The sequence below is a fragment of the Alloalcanivorax sp. C16-1 genome (assembly GCF_046507805.1).
In the GTDB taxonomy this organism is placed as follows: Bacteria; Pseudomonadota; Gammaproteobacteria; order Pseudomonadales; family Alcanivoracaceae; genus Alloalcanivorax.
Window position 1 is genome coordinate 68,436 of sequence record NZ_JBKFTK010000004.1, and the last position, 19,386, is coordinate 87,821.

General features: G+C 66.8%; 20 protein-coding genes and 1 other RNA gene. 10 read left to right on the forward strand and 11 right to left on the reverse strand.

Going from position 1 to position 19,386, the window contains the following annotated elements:
• Nucleotides 1-50 precede the first annotated feature (50 nt).
• Nucleotides 51-350 (reverse strand): RnfH family protein, encoded by a 300-nt coding sequence (locus ACLD0W_RS14085; protein ID WP_410308116.1) that lies wholly within the window; start codon nucleotides 348-350, stop codon nucleotides 51-53.
• Nucleotides 343-1,743 (reverse strand): sodium-dependent transporter, encoded by a 1,401-nt coding sequence (locus ACLD0W_RS14090; RefSeq protein ID WP_410308117.1) that lies wholly within the window; start codon nucleotides 1,741-1,743, stop codon nucleotides 343-345. The genes ACLD0W_RS14085 and ACLD0W_RS14090 overlap by 8 nt, the downstream gene beginning before the upstream one ends.
• A 167-nt stretch (nucleotides 1,744-1,910) precedes the next feature.
• Here ACLD0W_RS14090 and smpB point away from each other — a divergent pair, with 167 nt between their 5' ends.
• Nucleotides 1,911-2,387, forward strand: coding sequence for an SsrA-binding protein SmpB (gene smpB / locus ACLD0W_RS14095; RefSeq protein WP_410308118.1), 477 nt, complete (start codon nucleotides 1,911-1,913; stop codon nucleotides 2,385-2,387).
• Nucleotides 2,388-2,482: 95 nt separating this feature from the next.
• On the opposite strand, the gene ACLD0W_RS14100 is transcribed toward smpB, so the two are convergent.
• The gene (locus tag ACLD0W_RS14100; RefSeq protein ID WP_410308119.1) at nucleotides 2,483-2,773 is read right to left on the reverse strand and encodes a hypothetical protein; all 291 of its coding nucleotides are present in this window, start codon (nucleotides 2,771-2,773) and stop codon (nucleotides 2,483-2,485) included.
• Between the two features lie 240 nt (nucleotides 2,774-3,013).
• On the opposite strand from ACLD0W_RS14100, the gene ssrA reads away from it, so the two are divergent.
• The 9 genes from ssrA (at nucleotide 3,014) to ACLD0W_RS14145 (ending at nucleotide 11,664) form a co-directional block, all read left to right on the forward strand.
• Nucleotides 3,014-3,371: a transfer-messenger RNA gene (gene ssrA, locus ACLD0W_RS14105) on the forward strand.
• Between the two features lie 429 nt (nucleotides 3,372-3,800).
• Nucleotides 3,801-4,634, forward strand: coding sequence for a sulfite exporter TauE/SafE family protein (locus ACLD0W_RS14110; protein ID WP_410308120.1), 834 nt, complete (start codon nucleotides 3,801-3,803; stop codon nucleotides 4,632-4,634).
• Nucleotides 4,635-4,643: 9 nt separating this feature from the next.
• A complete protein-coding gene (locus ACLD0W_RS14115; RefSeq protein ID WP_410308121.1) occupies nucleotides 4,644-6,236 on the forward strand; it encodes a gamma-glutamyltransferase family protein in 1,593 nt (530 codons plus the stop codon).
• A 299-nt stretch (nucleotides 6,237-6,535) separates the two neighbouring features.
• Nucleotides 6,536-7,534: a TRAP transporter substrate-binding protein gene (locus ACLD0W_RS14120; protein ID WP_410308122.1), complete on the forward strand. Its 999-nt coding sequence runs from the start codon at nucleotides 6,536-6,538 to the stop codon at nucleotides 7,532-7,534.
• 22 nt (nucleotides 7,535-7,556) lie between these two features.
• Entirely contained in the window at nucleotides 7,557-8,063 is a 507-nt protein-coding gene (locus ACLD0W_RS14125; protein WP_410308123.1) for a TRAP transporter small permease, read from the forward strand.
• Nucleotides 8,064-8,067: 4 nt separating this feature from the next.
• Nucleotides 8,068-9,351 (forward strand): TRAP transporter large permease, encoded by a 1,284-nt coding sequence (locus tag ACLD0W_RS14130; RefSeq protein ID WP_410308124.1) that lies wholly within the window; start codon nucleotides 8,068-8,070, stop codon nucleotides 9,349-9,351.
• Between the two features lie 32 nt (nucleotides 9,352-9,383).
• The gene (locus tag ACLD0W_RS14135) at nucleotides 9,384-10,547 is read left to right on the forward strand and encodes an amidase (protein ID WP_410308125.1); all 1,164 of its coding nucleotides are present in this window, start codon (nucleotides 9,384-9,386) and stop codon (nucleotides 10,545-10,547) included.
• The gene (hpxZ, locus tag ACLD0W_RS14140) at nucleotides 10,544-10,930 is read left to right on the forward strand and encodes an oxalurate catabolism protein HpxZ (RefSeq protein ID WP_410308126.1); all 387 of its coding nucleotides are present in this window, start codon (nucleotides 10,544-10,546) and stop codon (nucleotides 10,928-10,930) included. Before ACLD0W_RS14135 ends, hpxZ begins: the two co-directional genes overlap by 4 nt.
• Before the next feature lie 26 nt (nucleotides 10,931-10,956).
• Nucleotides 10,957-11,664, forward strand: coding sequence for a GntR family transcriptional regulator (locus ACLD0W_RS14145; RefSeq protein ID WP_410308127.1), 708 nt, complete (start codon nucleotides 10,957-10,959; stop codon nucleotides 11,662-11,664).
• On the opposite strand, the gene ACLD0W_RS14150 is transcribed toward ACLD0W_RS14145, so the two are convergent.
• Genes ACLD0W_RS14150 through ACLD0W_RS14185 form a run of 8 tightly spaced genes read right to left on the reverse strand, consistent with a single transcriptional unit; the run spans nucleotide 11,643 to nucleotide 19,369 of the window.
• On the reverse strand, nucleotides 11,643-12,632 hold the full coding sequence (locus tag ACLD0W_RS14150; RefSeq protein ID WP_410308128.1) for an ABC transporter substrate-binding protein: 990 nt from the start codon (nucleotides 12,630-12,632) through the stop codon (nucleotides 11,643-11,645). The genes ACLD0W_RS14145 and ACLD0W_RS14150 overlap by 22 nt on opposite strands.
• 25 nt (nucleotides 12,633-12,657) lie before the next feature.
• Nucleotides 12,658-13,470 carry a creatininase family protein gene (locus tag ACLD0W_RS14155; protein WP_410308129.1) on the reverse strand — a complete coding sequence of 271 codons (813 nt, stop codon included), beginning with the start codon at nucleotides 13,468-13,470 and terminating at the stop codon, nucleotides 12,658-12,660.
• Complete coding sequence (locus ACLD0W_RS14160) at nucleotides 13,467-14,819, reverse strand: FAD-binding oxidoreductase (RefSeq protein WP_410308130.1); 1,353 nt, start codon at nucleotides 14,817-14,819, stop codon at nucleotides 13,467-13,469. The genes ACLD0W_RS14155 and ACLD0W_RS14160 overlap by 4 nt, the downstream gene beginning before the upstream one ends.
• 27 nt (nucleotides 14,820-14,846) lie before the next feature.
• A complete protein-coding gene (locus ACLD0W_RS14165; protein WP_410308131.1) occupies nucleotides 14,847-15,650 on the reverse strand; it encodes an ABC transporter permease in 804 nt (267 codons plus the stop codon).
• Nucleotides 15,647-16,522, reverse strand: coding sequence for an ABC transporter ATP-binding protein (locus tag ACLD0W_RS14170; protein WP_410308132.1), 876 nt, complete (start codon nucleotides 16,520-16,522; stop codon nucleotides 15,647-15,649). Before ACLD0W_RS14170 ends, ACLD0W_RS14165 begins: the two co-directional genes overlap by 4 nt.
• Nucleotides 16,519-18,150 (reverse strand): CocE/NonD family hydrolase, encoded by a 1,632-nt coding sequence (locus tag ACLD0W_RS14175; protein ID WP_410308133.1) that lies wholly within the window; start codon nucleotides 18,148-18,150, stop codon nucleotides 16,519-16,521. Before ACLD0W_RS14175 ends, ACLD0W_RS14170 begins: the two co-directional genes overlap by 4 nt.
• Nucleotides 18,147-18,572: a cupin domain-containing protein gene (locus tag ACLD0W_RS14180; protein ID WP_410308134.1), complete on the reverse strand. Its 426-nt coding sequence runs from the start codon at nucleotides 18,570-18,572 to the stop codon at nucleotides 18,147-18,149. The genes ACLD0W_RS14175 and ACLD0W_RS14180 overlap by 4 nt, the downstream gene beginning before the upstream one ends.
• Nucleotides 18,572-19,369 (reverse strand): cysteine hydrolase family protein, encoded by a 798-nt coding sequence (locus tag ACLD0W_RS14185; protein ID WP_410308135.1) that lies wholly within the window; start codon nucleotides 19,367-19,369, stop codon nucleotides 18,572-18,574. The genes ACLD0W_RS14180 and ACLD0W_RS14185 overlap by 1 nt, the downstream gene beginning before the upstream one ends.
• Nucleotides 19,370-19,386: the final 17 nt, after the last annotated feature.

A 19,386-nucleotide genomic window follows, 5' to 3' on the forward strand; every position in this document is an offset into this window, starting at 1 on the left:
GATCGTAGAAGGCCGCTGCCGCGCTGACAGCCCGATAGCGCGCCGGACGCTCAGCCGTCGCGGCGCCCCCGCGCGGCGCGGGCCCGCCGCGCCGCCTTCGGGTCCACCTGCAGCGGCCGGTAGATTTCCACCCGCTCCCCCTCCGCCAGCACCCGTTCCGCCGGGTGCGGTTCCGCCTTGCCGAAGATCCCCATGGACGCCGTCTCCAGCTCCAGACCCTCGAACTGCCCGGCGATGCCGGACTGACGGGCGGCCTCCAGCATGGTGGTGCCCGGCGCCACGTCCAGGGCGATCAGGCGCTGCCGGTCCGGCAGCGCGAACACCACTTCCACGCGGAGGGTGTCAGCCACTGGTGGCGGACCACAGGGCATAGGCGATCACCGCGATCATCGCAAGCGGCGAGAAGATCCGTACCAGCGCCCGCCACACCATGTACAGCGCGAAGCTCTTCATGGCCAGCTCCTTGCGCACCTGGGTCTCTTTCATCACCCAGCCGGCGAACAGGGCGATCAGCAGCCCGCCCAGGGGCAGCAGGATACTGGTGGACAGGAATTCGATATTGTCGAAGAAGGTGCCCATCAGGAAGGTATGCTCCTTCCACAGGTTGAACGACAGCACCGACCCCACGCCCAGCACCCAGGCGGCGCCGCCCACCAGCAGCGACGCGGCCCAGCGGCTTTTGCCGCGCTCCACCAGCCAGGCCACCATCGGCTCGCCCAGGGAAATCGACGAGGTCCAGGCGGCGCACACCACCAGCACGAAGAACAGGGAGCCGAACAGCACGCCACCGGGCATCTGGCCGAACGCCAGCGGCAGGGTCACGAACATCATGCCCGGCCCCTGGGCCGGCTCCAGGTTGCCGGTGAACAGCAACGGGAACATGGCCAGACCGGCACCCAGCGCCACCAGCGTATCCAGGGCGGCGATGATCACCACCGACGAGCCGATCGACACCGGACGGGCACGTCCGGTCTTCTTGTCCTTGATCTCACGGGGCATGTAGGCGCCATAGGCCATGATCGCGCCCATGCCCAGGCTCAAGGTGAAGAACGCCTGCCCCAGGGCGATCACCACCGCCTCCCCGGACAGCTTGGAGAAATCGAAGGCGAACAGGAAAGCCACCCCCTCGGCGAAGCCCGGGGTGGTGGCGGCGTAGCCGATCAGCACCAGCAGCAGCACGAACAGCAGCGGCATCAGCACTTCCACCGCCCGCTCCAGGCCGCGCTTCACGCCCAGCGCCACCACGCCCATGGTCAGCACCATGAACAGACTGTGCGAGCCCAGCATCAGCCAGGGGTTGGCCTGCATGGCCTCGAAATTGGCCTGGGACTGCACCGCGGTCATGCCCCGGAACAGGCCGCTCACCGCCTCCCACACATAGATCAGCGCCCAGCTGGCCACCACCGAATAGAACGACAGAATCAGAAAACCGGACAACGCGCCCAGATAGCCGATACCCTTCCAGCGCCGGCTCACCTTGCTCTGCTCCGCCAGCCGCCCCATGGAATGGATCGGGCTGAGCCCGCCGCGCCGGCCCAGGGTCACCTCGGCGATCATGATCGGCACCCCGATCAGGGCGATGCAGGCCAGATACAGCAGCACGAAGGCGCCGCCGCCGTACTCCCCGGTGATGTAGGGAAACCGCCAGATGTTGCCCAGCCCCACCGCGGACCCGGTGGCCGCCAGAATAAACACCCACCGGCTGGTCCACATGCCGTGGACCGGCTTGTTCGTTTCGTTCATCGGATCACAACCCCTCGACGCAGTGCCGCCATTGTCTTGATTTTCCCGGGGCCCCTCAAGGGAAGTGGGCGACCACTTACCCTTTGACCACGGTTAAGACAAGGTTTAACAAGTTCACCGCCGCCGCGCTCGCCACGGGGCCGGCCACTCTCTATAATCGCCGCCCCATGGGCAAAGCGAAAAAACAAACGTCGAGCAGCAACGCCATTGCGCAGAACCGCAAGGCGCGCTTCGACTATCACCTGGAAGAGTTCTTCGAAGCCGGTCTGGCGCTGGAAGGCTGGGAAGTGAAATCCCTGCGCGCCGGCAAAGGCAACCTGACGGAGTCCTATATCCTCCTCAAGGACGGCGAGGCCTTTCTGTTTGGCGCCCGCTTCGAGCCCCTGCCCGCCGCCAGCACCCACTTCGTGCCGGACCCGCAGCGCAGCCGCAAGCTGCTGCTGCACCGCAAGGAGCTGGCCAAGGTGTTCAGTGGCGTGCAGAAGCAGGGCTTCACCTGCGTGCCGGTGAACCTGCACTGGAAACGGGGTCTGGTGAAGTTGGACATCGCCCTGGCCAAGGGCAAGCAGAAGCACGACAAACGCGCCACCGAGCGCGAACGGGACTGGAACCGCCAGAAGCAGCGCATCTTGCGGCAGAACTGAGCCAGGCCGCCGCGTTCCACGACGCCCGCCCGGACAAGGAAAAGGGCCGCCCTCGGGCGGCCCTTTCCGTTTCCACCGTTGCCGCCAAGGGTCCGCTAGAACGCCTTGCCGGTGCGTCCGTGCCGCCGGCGCCAGCCGCGCACGTCGTCGCGCACCAGCCAGTACAGCTGCAGCCAGGCACGCAGCACCGCCGGCAGGAAGTACACCGCGAACAGCAGCACGGGAATCCGCGCCTCGCCGCTCACCGCCACCACCGCCGCGAGGCCGCCGGCGTACAAGGCCACCGTCAGCAGCAGACCCAGGGTATGGGCCAGCAACGGATGGGCCGTCACCGGCGCCAGCATTTTCTCGGCAACCTCTCCAGCTGATCGAAGGATCGCTTTCATCATCTTGCTCCTCATTAAACGATCGGGATCAGCGGCCGGCTTTATCATCGGAATTCGGGGGCACGCTGTAAGAACCATGATGCGCCCGGGTCGTGACGATTCCATGGCAATCAGGTCCGATTGTTGGACAATCAATGTAAAAGCGCGTTAAGCCGCTCTTTTTCCGGCACTTTTTCTTCGCGGAACCGCCCCCTTGCCTTTCCCCGCACCACCCCCATCTCCTACAATAGCCCGATCACAGGGGGCGACATGGCTTCGACGCCGGTAAAGAAACCTGTGGTGCATGTCGAGTAGGGTCACAATGCTCGTAAATCCCTTGTGGCATACTAAAGTAATCGCAAACGACGATACTTACGCACTAGCGGCTTAAACCCCGCTTATCGCCAAACGACCCAGCCTGTGGGGAAGTGCGGCGAGCATCGCTACACAGGCTCGCGGCAAAGTCCGTCCCGGACGGCGCCGTTAAAACTCTCAGGGACTCGGTGACTGCGCCCTGTCGGTCGGGCCGCAGCCACTTAAATCAATAGACTAGACTAAACATGTAGATCCACAGGCGGATTGCTGGCGGACGCGGGTTCGATTCCCGCCGCCTCCACCAACGCAAAGAAAAAGGGGCACCCCATTGGGGTGCCCCTTTTTCTTTGCGCGGTTGAGGTGGTCGGATGAGATCAGAAGTCCGGGTTCGACAAGCGAAGCACCGCTTCGCGCAGGACGTCCCCGCCCCGCGGGGACGGTCCCGGCCAAAGGCCGGGATGGCCGAATCGCCAAAAGCGATCCGGCCACCTTCCCCCCGCCGGTCCGCCACCTCCCACCTGCCCCCAAACCACCCACCCACCCCCAAATTCGCACCAAAAAAGTGCATCAATCTCATGAAGCCCCAACATTCACCACCTGAATACCCCTAAACCCTTCACTTTCTTACCAATTCCCGTGTATACAAGAACGGCACATAACTTGCTCCAAGCCCTAAAACCGCCCACGACGCTGCTCGGGCGGCACTACAACACGCAGTCAGAGGAGTCACCTCTTGGAATTCCTGGATCAATACAGCGCCGCCTGGCTGGCGGGCCTGGTGGTCGCCCTGCTGGCCACCGGTGTCATCGCCGGCATCATGGCCGGTCTGCTGGGGGTCGGCGGCGGCATCGTCATCGTGCCGGTGCTTTATCATCTGTTCACCCTGCTGGGCGTGGACGAGTCGGTGAAGATGCACGTGGCGGTGGGCACCTCCCTGGCCACCATCATTCCCACCTCGATCATGTCGGCCCGGGCCCACGCGGCCAAGGGCAACCTGGACGCCTCGCTGCTCAAGACCCTGGGCCCGGCGCTGGTGATCGGCGTGCTGATCGGCACCTGGCTGAGCGGTTACCTGGGGGGCACCGCCCTGACCGCCATCTTCGCCGCCGTGGCGCTGCTGGTGGCCGCCAACATGGCGTTCCGCACCCAGGGCGGCGCCCTGGCGGAATCGCTGCCCCCGACCCCGTTCAAGCAGTTGATCGGCACCGTGATCGGCGGCTTCTCCACCCTGATGGGCATCGGCGGCGGCACCCTGACGGTGCCGATCCTGACCCTGTTCAATTACCCGATCCACAAGGCGGTGGGCACCGCCGCCGCCATCGGCCTGTTCATCAGCGTGCCCGGCGCCATCGGCTTCCTGCTGCACGGCATGGACGATCCGGGCCGGCCGCCGTTCACGGTGGGCTACGTGAACCTGGTCGGCTTTATCCTGATCGTGCCGATGACCATGCTGATGGCCCCGGTGGGCGCGCGGCTGGCCCATGCCATCAACGCCACCCGCCTGCGCCAGGCGTTCGCGCTGTTCCTGTTCATTACGTCCCTGCGGATGTTCTACGGGCTGCTCTGAGGAAACGACATGCTGCACACCAAACGCGCCCTGGGCGGCGTCTTCGTCGCCCCCCATCATCTGGCCGCCCAGGCCGGCCGGGACGTGCTCCGCGAGGGCGGTAACGCCGCCGAGGCGATGATCGCCGCCGCCGCCGCCATCGCCGTGGTCTACCCGCACATGAACGCCATCGGCGGCGACGGCTTCTGGCTGCTGGCCGAACCCGGCCAGGCGCCGCGCGCCATCGAGGCCTGCGGGCCGGCGGCGGCCGCCGCCGACGCGGACTTCTACCGGAGCCGGGGCCACGACGTGATCCCTTCCCGGGGGCCCCTGGCCGCCCTCACCGTGGCCGGCACCATCAGCGGTTGGGAGCGGGCCCGGGAAATCGCCGGCCAATGGGGCGGCCGCCTGCCCCTGCCCCGGCTGCTGGAAGACGCCCAGCGCCATGCCCGGGACGGCATCGCCGTGACCCCGAGCCAGGCCGCCCTGACCGCCGCCAAGCTGCCGGAACTGGGCCAGGTGCCCGGCTTCGCCGACACCTACCTGCTGGACGGCCAGGTGCCCGCCGAGGGCCGCGTTCTGCGCCAGGCGCGGCTGGCCGATACCCTGGAGCGCCTGGGCCGGGCCGGGCTGGACGATTTCTATCGCGGCGAGCTGGCCGCCGCCATGGCCGAGGACTTGGCCCGGGTGGGCAGCCCGGTGAGCCGCGACGACCTGGCCGCCTATCACGCGCGGGTGGTGGAGCCGCTCTCCACCCGGCTGCGCACCGCCACCCTCTACAACCAGCCGCCGCCCACCCAGGGCATGGCATCGCTGATGATTCTGGGCCTGTTCGACCGGCTCGGCGTCACCGAGGCGGAGGGCTTCGAGCACCTGCACGGTCTGGTGGAAGCCACCAAGCAGGCGTTCCTGATCCGCGACCGGCACTGCACCGACCCGGCCTACATGGACGTGGACCCGGCGGATTTCCTCACCGACACCGACCTGGCCGAACGGGCCGCCCGCATCGACCCGGCCACCGCCCTGCCCTGGCCGCAACCGGCGCTGCCCGGCGACACCATCTGGATGGGCTGCATCGACCGGGAAGGTCGCAGCGCCAGCTTTATCCAGAGCATTTACTGGGAATTCGGCAGCGGCGTGGTGCTGCCCTCCTCCGGGGTGCTGTGGCAGAACCGGGGCATCAGTTTCTCCCTGGACCCGGACGCGCCCCAGGCCCTGAAACCGGGCCGCAAGCCGTTCCACACCCTGAACCCGGCCATGGCCCGCTTCGACGACGGCCGCACCATGGTGTACGGCACCATGGGCGGCGAAGGGCAACCGCAAACCCAGGCGGCGGTGTTCAGCCGCTACGGCCTGTTCAACCAGCCGCTGCAGCAGGCGGTCACCGCGCCGCGCTGGCTGCTGGGCCGCACCTGGGGCGAGGAAAGCACCAGCCTGAAGCTGGAGGCCCGCTTCGAGGCGCAACTGGTTCAACAACTGCGCGACGCCGGCCACCAGGTGGAAGTGCTGGACCAGGACTTCAGCGACACCATGGGCCATGCCGGCGCCGTGGTGCGCCATCCGGACGGCGTCATCGAAGGCGCCAGCGATCCGCGCAGCGACGGCGTGGTGGCGACCCTCTGACGCGCCCCGCCTCACTTTAAAGAGCAACCCCCTCGGCGACGGTCCGGCCCCCCGGCCGTCGCCTTTTTTTGTTTCATCGCGCCGAAGCTCACTGCTCAGCGGCTCAGGGCGCGATGAACGTTTTTACTCCGCCCCTATCCGCCGACTGTCGTGTATACATTCGGGGCACCGTGCACCATCGAGAGACATTTATTGTCCTCAATAAATACCTAACCCCTTGTTGAATAAGAAGAAATGGTTTTGGCACAAAGTCTGCTCTGTTCCTCCTGTCCTTACTCCCTTTCGGCAGGAGACCTTCCATGATCCGTATTACCCGTTCGCTCACCCTCGTGGCGCTGTGCCTGCTCGGCCTGGGCGCCCAGGCGGCCACCGTCGTCAAACTGCACCACGACCTCACCGAGGACAGCGCCCAGCAAGAGGGCGCGGTGCGCTTCAAGGAACTGGTGGAAGACCGCAGCGGCGGCGCCATCGAGGTGAAGATCTACCCCAACAACGCCCTCGGCGATGACGTGCAGGTGGCGCAACAGATGCAGTTCGGCGCGGTGCAGGCGGCGCCCATTCCCACCGCCAAACTGAGCGGCTTCAACAAGCAGCTGCAGCTGATCGACCTGCCGTTCCTGTTCCCCTCCCGGGAGGTGGCCTATGAGTTCCTGGACGGCCCGGTGGGCGACCAGGTGCTGAGCGGCCTGCGTAACGCCGGCTTCGAACCCGCCATGTTCTGGGAAAGCGGCTTCAAGCAGATGACCTGCGACCGAGCGGTGCACCAGCCCGCCGACCTGAAAGGCACCAAGTTCCGGGTCATGGAAAGTCCGCTGCTGATCGCCCAGTACAAAGCGGTGGGCGCCAACCCGGTGCCGATCGCCTTCTCGGAAACCTACACCGCCCTGCAGCAGGGCGTGGTGGACTGCCAGGAAAACCCGCTGGTGTCGATCTCGCAGATGAAGTTCTACGAGGTGCAGGACTACCTGATGCTTTCCAACCACGGCTACCTGGGCACCGCCTTCATCTTCAGCAAGGTGTGGTTCGACGGCCTGCCCAAGGACCAGCAGGACATCCTGATGGCCGCCGCCCGCGAGGCCGGTGAGTATCAGCGCGAGCGCTCCGCCGCCCGCGAACAGGGCTACCTGGACGGCATCAAGGCCGCCGGCGGTACCGAAGTGATCGAACTCACCGACGCGCAGAAGCAGGCCTTCCGCGACGCCATGGACCCGGTCTACGAAGAATTCGGCGGCATTCTCGGCGCGGACCTGATGCAGGCCACCCGCCAGGAACTCGAGCGTCTGAGCGCCGGCCAGTAACGGTCGGCGGGGAGCAATCATCATGTGGCAACGATTCAGCGACGGTCTCGCCAAACTGGAGGCGGCGGCGGTGGGCAGTCTGATCCTGTTCGCCGCGCTCATGCTGTGCGTGCAGATCAGCGCCCGCGCCCTGTTCAACTTCTCGTTCAGCTGGGCCGAGGAAAGCGTGCGCTACGCCATCATCTGGATGGTGTTCCTGTCCTGCGGCCTGGCGTTTCGCAAGGACGCGCACATCAGCATCGACGTGCTGCGCCAGATTCTCCCCGGCCCGGCCCGCAAGACCCTGGAAGTGCTGATCACCCTGGCCTGCGCGGCGCTGGCCGGGCTGCTGGTGTGGTACGGCGGCGCCATGGTGCAGACCCTGCACCGCTTCGGGCAGGTGTCGCCGGCCATGGAGGCACCGATGTACTGGTTCTACCTGGCGATCCCGGTCAGCGGCGTGCTGATGCTGATCCGCCTGGCGGAATCCCTGGTGCGCATACTGCACCCACGGCCGGCCCGGGAGCCGGCCCCGGTTCTGGCGGGGTAACGATATGGGCGCGGGTTTCTTCGTGATGGTATCCGGCCTGCTCACCGTGGGCCTGCCGATCTTCGTGGCGCTGACCCTGGCGGTGTTCATCGGCCTGCATCTGGAAAACGGCACGCCGCTGATGCTGATCATTCAGCGCATGTTCTCCGGCCTGGACAGCTTTCCGCTGATGGCGATTCCGCTGTTTATCCTGGCCGGCAATCTGATGAGCACCGGCGGCCTGTCCCAGCGCATCCTGCGCGTGGCCATGCTGCTGGTGGGGCCGATGCGCGGCGGGCTGGCCATGACCACGGTCACCGGCTCCATGTTCTTCGGCGCCATCTCCGGCTCCAGCCCGGCCACCGTGGTCTCCATCGGCCGCATGATGCTGCCGACCATGACCGAGCAGGGCTACGACAAGAAGTTCACCCTGGGACTGCTGATGGCCACCGGCGCCCTCGGCATCATCATTCCGCCGAGCATTTTCATGATCGTCTACGGCGCCGTGGCCGGGGTGTCCATCGGCGCCCTGTTCATGGCCGGCATCGGCGCCGGCCTGGTCTACGGCGCGGTGTTCTTCGGTTATTGCTGGTACCGGGCCCGCCGCGACGGGCTGGAGCCACAGCCCTGGCCGGGCCTGGGCGAGCTGATGGCGGCGGTGCGCGAGGCGATCTGGGGGCTGGCGATTCCGGTGCTGATCCTGGGCGGCATTTACGGCGGCGTGTTCACGCCCACCGAGGCGGCGGCGGTGGCGGTGGCCTACGCCGCCTTCGTCGGCCTGTTCGTGTACCGGGAGCTGGACCTGGCTTCGCTGTGGGAGGTGTGCGTGGACAGCGCCGTGATCACCGCCCAGGTGATGATCATCATCTCGGCGGCGGCGGCGTTTTCCTGGTACCTCACCTCCACCGGCATCACCGAGACCATCGCCGGCGGCCTGCTGGCGCTCAGCGACAGCCCCTGGACCCTGCTGCTGTTGATCAATGTGGTGGTGCTGATCGCGGGCATGTTCCTGGACCCCAATTCCATCGTCATTATCCTGGTGCCGTTGATCGTCAACGTGGCCCGGGCGGTGGGCATCGATCTGGTGCATCTGGGCGTGATCCTGTGCGTGAACTGTGCCATCGGCATGTTCACCCCACCCTTCGGCATGAACCTGTTCGTCGCCAGCGGCCTCGGCAATGTGCGTTACTCCGAGGCGGTGCGCGGCGCCCTGCCGCTGGTGTGGCTGGCGATGCTGGCGCTGCTGATCGTCAATGTGTTCCCTGAAATCAGCCTATGGCTGCCCCGCACCGTGGTCTCGGGCATGTAGCCGGGGCCCCGTCATCGGAAATGGAGACTTTCGTGAAACTGGAAAACGGCTTTCTGGACTTCGACCCGGTCCACCTTCACCCCACCGGCCGCGGTACGCTGGACGGCCGGCGCTTCGCGGTGAAGGACGTGTACGACATCGCCGGCACCGTCACCGGCATCGGTCATCCTCTCTATCGTGAAACCCACTCCCCCGCCGACCACACCTCGCCGCTGGTGGAAGCGCTGCTGGCCGCCGGCGCCGAGCTGGTCGGCAAAACCCACACCGACGAGCTCACCTACAGCCTGGCCGGCCAGAACGTGCACTACGGCACGCCGCCCAACCCGGCGGTGCCGGACGGCATCCCCGGCGGCTCGTCCAGCGGCTCCGCCTCGGTGGTGGCCGCCGGCCTGGTGGACTTCGCCCTGGGCAGCGACACCGGCGGCTCGGTGCGGGTGCCGGCCAGCTACTGCGGCGTGTACGGCCTGCGCCCCACCCACGGGCGGGTGGACGACCGGTACACCGCGCACCTGGCCAAAAGCTTCGACACCCTCGGCTGGTTCGCCGCCGACGCCGCCACCATGGCGGCGGTGGGCAAGGTGCTGATGACGCCGGACGCCGGCCCGGCCCCGGTGGCACTGCGCCTGCTGCGCGAGGGCCTGGACATGGCCGACGAGACCGTCGTCGACCAGCTGCGCGACCTCACCGCCGGCGGCTTCGCCGGGCTGCGCCTGGACGAGGACGCCACGGTGGGCCCGCTGGACGCCTTTTTCCAGGCGTTCCGCCCGGCCCAGGCGTTCGAGGCCTGGCAGTATTTCGGCGAGTGGATCACCACGCACCGGCCGGAGTTCGGCCCCGGCATCCGTGAGCGCTTCGCCGCCGCCGCCGCCATCACCCCGGAGCAGGCCGCCGAGGCCCGCGCCACCTGTGACGCCCTGCGCCGGCGGGTGCGGCAACTGGTGAGCGATGGCACCGTGCTGTGCCTGCCCACCACGCCCACCTCGGCGATCCCGCTGGACGCCAGCGACCAGGAAGTGGACGAAGTACGCTTTCGCACCCTGTGCATGACCGCCGTGGCCGGCACCGCCGGCCTGCCGCAGCTGAGCCTGCCGCTGCTGCGCGACGCGCGCGGCCCGGTGGGTCTGTCGCTGATCGGCCCGCCGGGCAGCGACCGGGCGCTCCTTGACCTGGCGGTGAAGTGGGAGCAGACACAATGAGCATGGAGCTGGATCTGCCGGAGGTGGTGGCGGAAGTACACGCCGCCTTCGAGGAATACGAAAACGCACTGGTCAATAACGACGTGGCGGTACTGGATCGGTTATTCTGGGAAGATTCCAGGGTGGTGCGCTACGGCGCCGGCGAAAACCTGTACGGCTACGACCAGATTCAGGCGTTCCGTGCCGCCCGGCCAGGCAACAATCTGGCCCGCACCCTGCATAACACCCGTATCACCACCCATGGTCGCGACCTGGCCACGGTCTGGACCGAGTTCACCCGGCCGGGTAACTCCCGCACCGGACGACAAAGCCAGGTTTGGGCGCGCCGCCCCGAGGGCTGGCGCGTCGTGGCCGCCCATGTATCGTTCATGGACGAGGGCTAAAAACAATGAGCGAGCAGTCATCTCCCGTGTCCGCCGTACCGTTGCCGGTGGACACCGACCGCCCCCTGGCGGAGCAGATCCGCCGGGCACTGTCCGATGAAATTCTCGGCGGCGCCCTGCCGCCGGGCACCCGGCTGGACGAGATCGCCCTGGCGCGCCGTTTCGACGTGTCGCGCACCCCGGTGCGCGAGGCGTTGCGGGAGATGGCCTCCGCCGGCCTGGTGGAACACCAGCACCGGCGCGGCGTGTTCGTGATCGAGATCCCCGACCAGCGACTGACGGAAATGTTCGAGTACGCCGCGGAAATGGAAGCGGTGTGCGCGCGCATGGCGGCGACCAAGATGACCCGGGCCGAGCGCGAGGAACTGCTGGCGGTGCACCTGGACAGCCATGTGCACGTGGTCAACGAGGACGTGGACGCCTACGACGCCGCCAACCTGCGCTTCCACGAGCGGCTGTTCAGCGGTTGCCACAACAGCTATCTGTTCGAGGCCGCCATGGCCGCCCGTTCCCGGGTGCTGGCCTACCGGCGCGTGCAGTTCACCGTGGGCGACCGGCTTTCCACCTCGTTCGCCGAACACAGCGGTATCGTCATGGCCATCGTGCGGGGTGAGAGCGAGCACGCCGCGGAACAGATCCGCGACCACGTGCTCAGCGCCCACCGCACCTCACAGAACTACCTGGGGCGCCGGGCGCCCCGGGAAGAGGACGATCAGTCGTCCCAGGTTTCCTGAATGAACCGCAGGTCGTAGGCTTTCCGGTAATCCAGCCCCTCGGGCAGGGTGCCGGCCTCGACCATGTCCTGGTAGAAGTCCTTCCAGCGCTCATCACTCATCATGCCGTAACGGCCGCCTTCCGCGTCGGAGGCCAGCAGCAGGTTCTGCGCCTGCATTTCCTTGATGCTGTAGGCGATCAGGGCGTCCGCCATTTCCGGGTTGTGGGCCTGGATCAGCGTATTGGCGGGACCGGGATTCTCGAAGTAGGCCGCCCAACCCTTGGCGGTGGCGTCCACCATGGCCTGCACCACCTCCGGATGCTCGTCGATCATCTCTTGAGTGGTATCCAGCGTGCCCGCGTAGGCGCCCCAGCCGGCGTCCGCCAGCAGCAGGCTTTTGGCGGCCACCTTCTCCTTGCCCAGGAAGTAACCGTCATTGGTGATGTAGCCCTGCTGGGCGATGCGTTTGTCGGCGATAAAGGGCCCGATGGTGTAATCGTAGGGGCGCAGCTGATCGTCGGTGAAGCCGTATTGCGCTTTCAGCCAGGGCCAGTAGGCCACCCGGCCGGCGGTGGGAATGCGGATGCCGGCGCCCTTGAGGTCGGCGATGTCGTCATAGCCCTGCCCTTCATGGACCATCAGCGATTGCGGGTCCTTCTGGAAGAAGGCCGCCACCGTCACCAGCGGCAGGCCCTGCTTCACCGCGTTCAGCGACTGCAGGCTGTAGCCCATGCTGAAATCGGTGGCGCCGCCCAGCAGCAGCTGCACATTGTTGACCTGCGGGCCGCCCATCTTGATGGTCACGTCCAGCCCTTCCTGCTCATAAAGCCCCAGGGCCTTGGCGGCGTAGATGCCGCCATGTTCCGCCTGGGCGTACCAGGTGGTGCTCACCGTCACCGGTGTCAGGTCGGCGGCCTGGCTGACGGCGACCACACCGCCCACCAGTACTCCGGCCAGCGCCCCGCGCGCGTGCTTCCAAGGTTTCATCACGACCTCCACAGTCGAAAAAGGATCAGCCGGCCCCCTGGCCGGGCATCCGGAAATGATGGATTTCCTCGAAGGCGCGCACCCAGCCTTCGATCAGGGAGGCGAGCATCTTGTCGCCCTCTTCCCGGCAGGAACCGGCCGGGTCGCCCACCACCCCGCTTTTGCTCAGGTCATGGGTCAGCCAGGCATAGCGGAAACGCCCCTCCGGCGTCAGCAGGCCCTGATGCGGCGGCGGGTACTCGCCCACCGCCCGGTCCGGGTGCACGTGCTCTTCGGCCAGCGCCATCATCAGGCTGGTCTCGGAACGACCGGCGTGGATGCCTTCTTCCAGTTCCCTGGTGGACAGAAACTCACTGGCGCAGTGGGGCACCGCCCAGGAGAACACCGGGAACAGACAGAAGTCCTGATACTCGGCGCGCAGGTCCCGGGCGATGATCTCCACCACCTGGGGCTGACCGCCGTGGCCGTTGAGCAGCACCAGCTTGCGAAAGCCCATGCGGTAAACGCTTTCACCGATGTCCCAGAGAATCCGCATCAGCGTTTCCGCCTTGAGAATCACGGTGCCGGAGAAATTAATGTGTTCGTTGGACTTTCCGCACCACACCGGCGGCAACGCGAAGGCCGGAATCGACGGCGGCAGCGCCGCCAGGGCGCGGCCGGTCAGTTCCGTGGCGATGGCGGTATCGGTGCACACCGGCAGGTGCGGCCCGTGCTGCTCGATGGCGCCGATGGGCAGCACGATCACCGAGTTTTCCTTGTCCGGCAGCGCCTCGATGGCCGGGGCGGTGAAGTAAGGCAGGAAACGGGAAGGCGGTACCGCGCCGTGGAGCTGGGTCATGCCGCGGCCTCCTCGTCCCAGGTGCGCATCTTGCCCGGATTGAGCAGTCCCTGGGGATCCAGGCGCCGCTTCATGGCCAGCTGCCCCGGGTCCACGGTGAGCTTGCCGCCGTCCTCGAGAATGTAGGTGTGCGGGTTGCTGACGAACACGCCGTTGTCGCGATGGAACTGGATGATCTCGTTCAGCCGTTCCTCACCGGAATAGCGGATCACCTGCAGGCCGCTGCAGGTCACCGCGCCGTCCGCGCGCAGAAATTCCAGATGCAGCATTACCTCTTCACCGAAGTGGCGGTGCATCTCTTCCACCTTCTCCACGTTCTCCCAGGGGCGGAAGCCGCTCTGCAGGTAGGTGATGTCCTTGTGCTTGCGGAAGATGTGCAGGGTGGTGTGGTTCCAGCTGTGTTCGATCATGCTTTTGGTGGTGCCGAACACCTCCGCGTGGGACTGCTCTTCCACCAGCTCACCGCCGAATTTCTCGCGCAGCTCATGGAGCGCGTCCATGCCCGGCCGGTTGACGATGGCCACCACCGCGGTGTGACCGGCGCCGATTTTGTCTTCCAGGCCGCACATTTGTGGCAGCGGGTCCGCCAGCAGCGTCAGCAGCTTTTTCATGGTGCCGCAGGTGCTGCCCAGGGCCTGACAGAACTTCACCGCCTGCATGAAATCCGGAAAGCTGAGCAGGTTCTCGCGCCAGTCCAGGGCCGGGGCCAGGGCGAACTCCAGTTCGGTGATCAGGCCGTTGACGCCATAGGCGTGGTAAAGATCGCGGGCCTCGGCGCCGCGCAATTCTTCCGCTTGCGGTTCCTCCGCCATGCTCAGAGCGCGCACGCCGAGCACATTGCCCGGGTCGCCGATGGAACCGTAGGTGATCGAGCCGACGCCGCCGAAGCCGCCGCAGAAAAAGCCGCCGGCGGTGGCCAGCCGGTAGGTGGAGGGCATCAGGCGCAGTTCCCAGCCGTGCTCACGGGCGGCCTTGTCGATGTCCACCAGCCGGGCGCCGGCCTGCACCCGGGCCACGCCGTCCTTGATCCAGAGAATCTGGTTCAGGCCGCTCATGTCCATCAGCACGCCGCCGTGCAGCGGCGTGCTCTGGCCGTAATTACCGGTGCCGCTGCCGCGCAGGGTGAGCGGGATGCCGTGTTTCGAGCAGGCCGCCGCCACGCGCTTCACCTCGTCCTCGCTGGACGGCTTCACCACCAGCTCCGCCTGCTTGCCGCGCAGCTGCTCCACCAGCACCGGGCTGAACCAGGCGAAGTCCTTGGAGTAACGCTGCAACGCGCGGTCCTCGGTGCTCATTTCGAGCCCGTCCAGGTCGGCGCAAAGCTGTTGCAGGGTGTCGTTGTCGGTCATCGTGCTCTCCATTCTTTTACTCTCCACTTAATGCTCGACCTTGAGCGCGCTTTCGTGCCAATTGCGCAGCACCCGGTCGGAAAGCCAAACCATCAGGGCGAACAGGATGATCCCGGTCAGGGTGATCAGCCCCAGCGCCGCGAACATGCGGGGAATATTCAGGTTGTAGCCGGACTGCAGAATCAGATAGGCCAGCCCCGCCTGGGTGCCGCCGGTGCCGGCCACGAACTCGGCCACCACCGCGCCGATCAGCGCCAGGCCGGTGCTGATGCGCATGCCGCCGAAGAAGTACGGCAGGGCACTGGGAATGCGCAGCCGGACCAGCTGTTGCAACCGCCCGGTGCGGTACATGCGGAACATGCTGAGCAGATTCGGATCGACGCTGCGCAGCCCCAGGGTGGTGTTGGAAATAATCGGGAAGATGGCGATGATCACCGCGCACACGGTGAGTGCCCAGGTGGTGTCGTCCACCCAGATGATGATCAGCGGCGCGATCGCCACGATCGGCGTCACCTGCATCAGCACCGCGTAGGGGAACAGGCTGACCTCGATCCAGCGGCTCTGCACGAACAGCAACGAGGCGGCGGTGCCCAGCACCACCGAGATGGCGAACGCCATCAGGGTCACCTTGAGCGTCATCAGCAGACTGTGGAACAGCACGCCCCAGTCCTCCACGAACGCCTTACCGATGTCCACCGGCCCGGGCAGGATGTACACCGGCGTGCCGGTGGCGCGTACCACCGCTTCCCAGAGCAGCAGAAACACCACGCCGACAAACACCGGCGCGGCAATCTGCACGAAGCGTTCATTTTCCAGTAACGGCGATTTCATGAGCTGGCCTCCTCACCCTGGCGGCTGGCCACTTCCAGCGCTTCGGACACACGCCGGCAGTAACCGGCGAACTCAGTGGATACGCGGAATTCCTGACCGCGCGGATAGGGGGCTTCGATGGGCACGTCCTCGATCACCCGGCCCGGACGCGCCGCCATCACCACCACCCGATTGGACAGATACACCGCCTCGTACACCGAGTGGGTGACGAACACCACGGTCCAGCCGTTGGCCTTCCACAGCCGCAGCAGGTCGTCGTTGAGTTTGTTGCGGGTCATTTCGTCGAGGGCGCCGAACGGCTCGTCCATCAACAGCAGGTTGGGTTCGGTGACCATGGCGCGGGCGATGGACACGCGCATCTGCATGCCGCCGGACAGCTCCCGGGGATAGGCGCCACCGAATTTGCTCAGGCCCACCATCTCCAGGGCCTGGTCGATGCGCTGCTCGGTCTCCGGGCCCTTCTCCCGGTTCAGGTCCAGGGGCAGGCGCACGTTCTTGCGCACCCGCGCCCACGGCATCAGGGTGGCGTTCTGGAATACGAAGGCCAGCTTGCGGCCTTTCTGGCCGACCACGTCGTAGCCCTGCTCCCACCATTTCACTTCACCGCGGGTGACGTCGCCGAGGCCGGCCATCAGCCGCAGCAGGGTGGATTTGCCGCAGCCGCTGGGTCCCAGCAGGCTGACGAACTCCCCTTCCTTGACGGTCAGTTCCACGTCCTTGAGGGCCACGGTGCCGTTGTTGTAGACCTTGTCCACGCCGTGTACGTCGACGATGGGACGGCCGGCGCGGCTGTTGCTCTGCGGCGTACCGGCGGTGTCCGGGTCCTGCCCGGCCACGACCACCTCGGGGCGGATTGCTTTCACGTGTGTCACGGGTTTTCCTCCTTCATGGCCAGGGATTGAGCGGGCAGCTCAACCCAGGACCCCTGGGTGTTCACGCTGAGGGTCAGAATGCGCAGGTCGGCGGCGCGCATCGCGCCGGGGGCGCGGCCGCTGCCGTCGTTCAGGGCATAGGCGGGGTAGCAGGCGCCACTGACGCTGAGGCGCAGCCGCTCGCCGGCGCGCAGCAGCGCGCAGGTGCCGCGCAGGTCCACGGTCACCGGGCCGTTGCCACGGGTGCGAACGTAGCCCTGGGTCAGGTTGCGGGCGCGGCCGTCCGCGTCCACCACCGACAGCACCGCGCACAGATCGAAGCTGTCGGCGTCGGCGGCGGCGTTGAGCGTCACGCTCACCGGACCAGCCAGTTGGTGATCGGTCTGCAGGGCCGCGCCGGTGTAGGTCAGCACGTCCGGACGGGCGTCCACCACGGTGCGGTCGTGGATGCCCGGGGACGGCGCCAGGTGCCCACCCACCGCCGGCACCGGCCGCCAGGGATCGTGGATAAAAGTGTCCACCACCGGCTCGCCGGTTTCGCCCAGGCGACCACCGCCGATGTCGAAGCCGGCGCTGCCGTCGCTGGCCAGCGGCAGGCGCGTGCCAGGCGCCGGCGGGTAGTCGGCGTAGGCGCGCCAGCGATTGGCGCGCAGGTCGTAGAGCTGCACCGTGGGGTCGCGGTCCACGCCGGTGTCGTGGCCTTTGAGAAAATGATCGAACCAGCGCAGTTGCAGGGTGTCGATGGTGGACTGGGCGGCGTCGCCCAGCCACGCCTGCCCCACCGCCGGCGTCCACGGCAGATGAGTCCAGGGGCCGATCACCAGACGCTGGTGGCCGCCGCCGGCGCGCAGATGCTCGAAGGTGGCGAAGGTGCCGGTGAGAAAGCTGTCGAACCAGCCGCCCACGTGCAGGGCCGGCAGGTCCACCACCGGCAGGCAGCCGGCCACCGAGCGTTCTTCCCAATAATCACTGTCCAGGGAGCGGTCCAGCCAGTCCCCGTAAAAGGTGCCGCCGAGCAGGTCGCGCACCGCCGGCGAGGCCGGGTCGATCAGTTCGTCGGCGGCGGGCCCGTGGCCCAGGCGGTAGCGTTGCGCGAAGCGCTCATGGTTGCCGTCGCGGCGGTCGCTTTCGGCGCCCAGCTGGGCCGCCCAGGACAGGCTGTTCTGCAGCCGGAAGGCACCGCCTTCATAGGCCCAGTCCCGGTCGAGACGAAAACCGGTCATGGCCGGGGCGATGGCTTTCAAGGCCGGATGGCCGCTGGCGGCGGCGAACAGCTGGGTAACGCCCTGGTAGGAGAAGCCGTACATGCCCACCCGGCCGTTGCAGGACGGCAGCGACGCCAGCCATTCCAAGGTGTCCTCGCCGTCCCGTTGTTCGTTGATAAAGGGTTCGAAGCGGCCCTCGGAGGTGCCGCGCCCACGCACGTCCTGGATCACCACCAGGTACCCCTGGGCGGCGTACCAGGACGGATGGGCGTAGGTGACGGTGGAGGCGATGCGGCGACCGTAGGGCTGGCGCATCAGCAGCGCCGGGAACGGGCCCTCGCCCTCGGGCACATAGAGGTCCGCGTCCAGCCGCACGCCATCGCGGGTGCGCATGGAGACCACTTCCGGCATCGGCGCCTTCATGCGCCCACCCCGCGCAGCACCCGCATATCCTCGTCGTCCAGACGGTCGGGAACGCCGTTACGAATCAGCTCGGCGAAATGCTCGTCGGGCACCATCACGGTGAGCGTGTAGAGGCGCCCGGCACCGGTGTTCTCCACCACGTGCTCGGCGCCGGCGGGCACCACCATGGCGTCGCCCTTGCGCAGTTCCACCCAGCTGTCGTCGCAGCGGGCGCGGCCTTCGCCTTCCAGCACGAAGAACAATTCATCGGCGGCCTTGTGGGTGTTGGGCGGCGTCAGGCCGCCCTCGTCGAAGATTTCCACGCAGGCGATGAAATCCAGCTTCTCCTTGATGGAGTCGAACATCACCACCAGACGGTTGCTTTCCCCCGCCTTGATGCGGAAGGCTTCGAACTGGTCGGGGCGTTTGAAAAAAGGCAGCATCAACGGGCCTCCAGGGCGGCGATCAGATCGGAGGACAGCGCCGTGAAGCCGAAGATCTGCCGCGCGTTATAGAGCGTCGCGTCCCAGCAGAACGCCGGGGAAGTGGTGGCGGTGCAGTCTTCCAGCAGCACGGTGTCGTAGCCGAGGAAGTTGGCGTCCGCCAGGGTGTGCAGCACGCACTGGTCGGCGTTGACGCCGGCGAACAGGCAGGTGCTGACACCAAGATTACGAAGGATGGAATCCAGCGGCGTATCCCAGAAGCCGCTCATGCGGAATTTGTCCACGCGCACATCGCTATCGGCCACCGTCAGTTCATCGATGACGGCGGCGCCCCAGCTGTCTTTTTCCAGCACCGGCGCGCCGGAGGCGGGCACCGGATCGCCCAGCCCCACGTCCTCGCCGCTGCCGTTGTAGACATGGCGCAGGGCCGGGGAAATGTTCATCAGGTCCCGGCGGTTGCCCCAGTTCACCCACACCACCGGCACGTCGGCGGCGCGCAGCGCGGGCAACAGGGTTTGCAGCGGCGCCAGCGGGCGACGCGCCGGCGTGGTGTCCACGCCGATGTGATCGAGCCAGCCGCCGGGGGTGCAGAAATCGTTCTGCATATCCACCACGATCACGGCCAGACGATTGAGATCGAGACGCAGCGACTTGGGCTGCGCGGAAAAAGAGACGGCACGGGGAGCCGGTGCCGGGCGGCTGAGATCGGCGAGTTCGCCGTTGACGCCCCACTGACTGCCGGGGCGGGTGCCCATCGGGTGCAGGGCGGTATTCGGGTCGGAGAAACGGTCCGTCATGGTTCGGCTCGGCCTCT

Bases quoted from the DNA above. Each gene is read 5' to 3' on its own strand.
- ACLD0W_RS14090 (WP_410308117.1), bottom strand. From the start codon at position 1,743: ATGAACGAAACGAACAAGCCGGTCCACGGCATGTGGACCAGCCGGTGG.
- smpB (WP_410308118.1), top strand. From the start codon at position 1,911: ATGGGCAAAGCGAAAAAACAAACGTCGAGCAGCAACGCCATTGCGCAG.
- ACLD0W_RS14100 (WP_410308119.1), bottom strand. From the start codon at position 2,773: ATGAAAGCGATCCTTCGATCAGCTGGAGAGGTTGCCGAGAAAATGCTG.
- ACLD0W_RS14115 (WP_410308121.1), top strand. From the start codon at position 4,644: ATGCTGCACACCAAACGCGCCCTGGGCGGCGTCTTCGTCGCCCCCCAT.
- ACLD0W_RS14120 (WP_410308122.1), top strand. From the start codon at position 6,536: ATGATCCGTATTACCCGTTCGCTCACCCTCGTGGCGCTGTGCCTGCTC.
- ACLD0W_RS14125 (WP_410308123.1), top strand. From the start codon at position 7,557: ATGTGGCAACGATTCAGCGACGGTCTCGCCAAACTGGAGGCGGCGGCG.
- ACLD0W_RS14130 (WP_410308124.1), top strand. From the start codon at position 8,068: ATGGGCGCGGGTTTCTTCGTGATGGTATCCGGCCTGCTCACCGTGGGC.
- hpxZ (WP_410308126.1), top strand. From the start codon at position 10,544: ATGAGCATGGAGCTGGATCTGCCGGAGGTGGTGGCGGAAGTACACGCC.
- ACLD0W_RS14150 (WP_410308128.1), bottom strand. From the start codon at position 12,632: ATGAAACCTTGGAAGCACGCGCGCGGGGCGCTGGCCGGAGTACTGGTG.
- ACLD0W_RS14155 (WP_410308129.1), bottom strand. From the start codon at position 13,470: ATGACCCAGCTCCACGGCGCGGTACCGCCTTCCCGTTTCCTGCCTTAC.
- ACLD0W_RS14160 (WP_410308130.1), bottom strand. From the start codon at position 14,819: ATGACCGACAACGACACCCTGCAACAGCTTTGCGCCGACCTGGACGGG.
- ACLD0W_RS14165 (WP_410308131.1), bottom strand. From the start codon at position 15,650: ATGAAATCGCCGTTACTGGAAAATGAACGCTTCGTGCAGATTGCCGCG.
- ACLD0W_RS14175 (WP_410308133.1), bottom strand. From the start codon at position 18,150: ATGAAGGCGCCGATGCCGGAAGTGGTCTCCATGCGCACCCGCGATGGC.
- ACLD0W_RS14180 (WP_410308134.1), bottom strand. From the start codon at position 18,572: ATGCTGCCTTTTTTCAAACGCCCCGACCAGTTCGAAGCCTTCCGCATC.
- ACLD0W_RS14185 (WP_410308135.1), bottom strand. From the start codon at position 19,369: ATGACGGACCGTTTCTCCGACCCGAATACCGCCCTGCACCCGATGGGC.